Annotated in this window: 1 protein-coding gene; it reads right to left on the minus strand. The window is 54.1% G+C overall.

All coding sequences use genetic code 11. The annotated features are described in order from the left end of the window. Window positions 1-401: transposase (locus JWG43_RS17620; protein WP_205244261.1), on the minus strand; the 401-nt coding region annotated here is incomplete at its 3' end. Between the last annotated feature and the right edge of the window lie 278 nt (window positions 402-679).

Genomic DNA, 679 nt, shown 5'->3' on the forward strand with positions numbered 1-679 from the left:
TGCTTGACCACGCCAGCTCGAACCATATTCAGATCGATGTAAACAAGGCAGCGCCGCAGGTGTTCCCCGGTTTCAATGACCGTGGCATGATAACGGTCTTCCCAGAAGGCGCCCTTACGATGTTTGCTGTGATTGTATTCCTGGCCCAAGCGCCCGGCGACGAGCTGCATGGCGGAAGGAATGGCGCCGGCATTGCCCCTGTCCTTTACAAGAAGGTGGACATGGTTGGAGGTCACGGCATAGTTCAGGATCTGGATCCCAAAGCGCTTGCGCGCTTCTCGAAGCCACATCACAAACCGCGTGCGGTCATGAGCGAACTTCAGCAGGAACTCCTTTGTGTGGCAGCGATGCGTGATGTGCCATACGCCACCCGGGATGAAATGCCTGTTGGCCCTCGCCATTCCCCCTCCTTCTGTCTAAAACGCTGGTTTCACCCCTGAAAATCGGGCCATAGCCTGTTTAAAGGGGGACATTTCCAAGGATTCCCTCACAATTTCGGGTACTTGACTTGGTCCGACCCCGGGGCCTCGGAGTCCTATCTAACCTTGTTTGTTTATATGAAACTTCTCTCTACCACGGAACTTTCTGTTTGAATAATCGTTTGCCACAGTGGGGCTTTGCTCCCTAAGCATTTGGGCTTCGTCTCTGCAATTGTCTTGGCTGGACGATGGGGGTGTTC

Source organism: Desulfobulbus alkaliphilus (assembly GCF_016918545.1).
GTDB classification, from domain to species: domain Bacteria; phylum Desulfobacterota; class Desulfobulbia; order Desulfobulbales; family Desulfobulbaceae; genus Desulfobulbus; species Desulfobulbus alkaliphilus.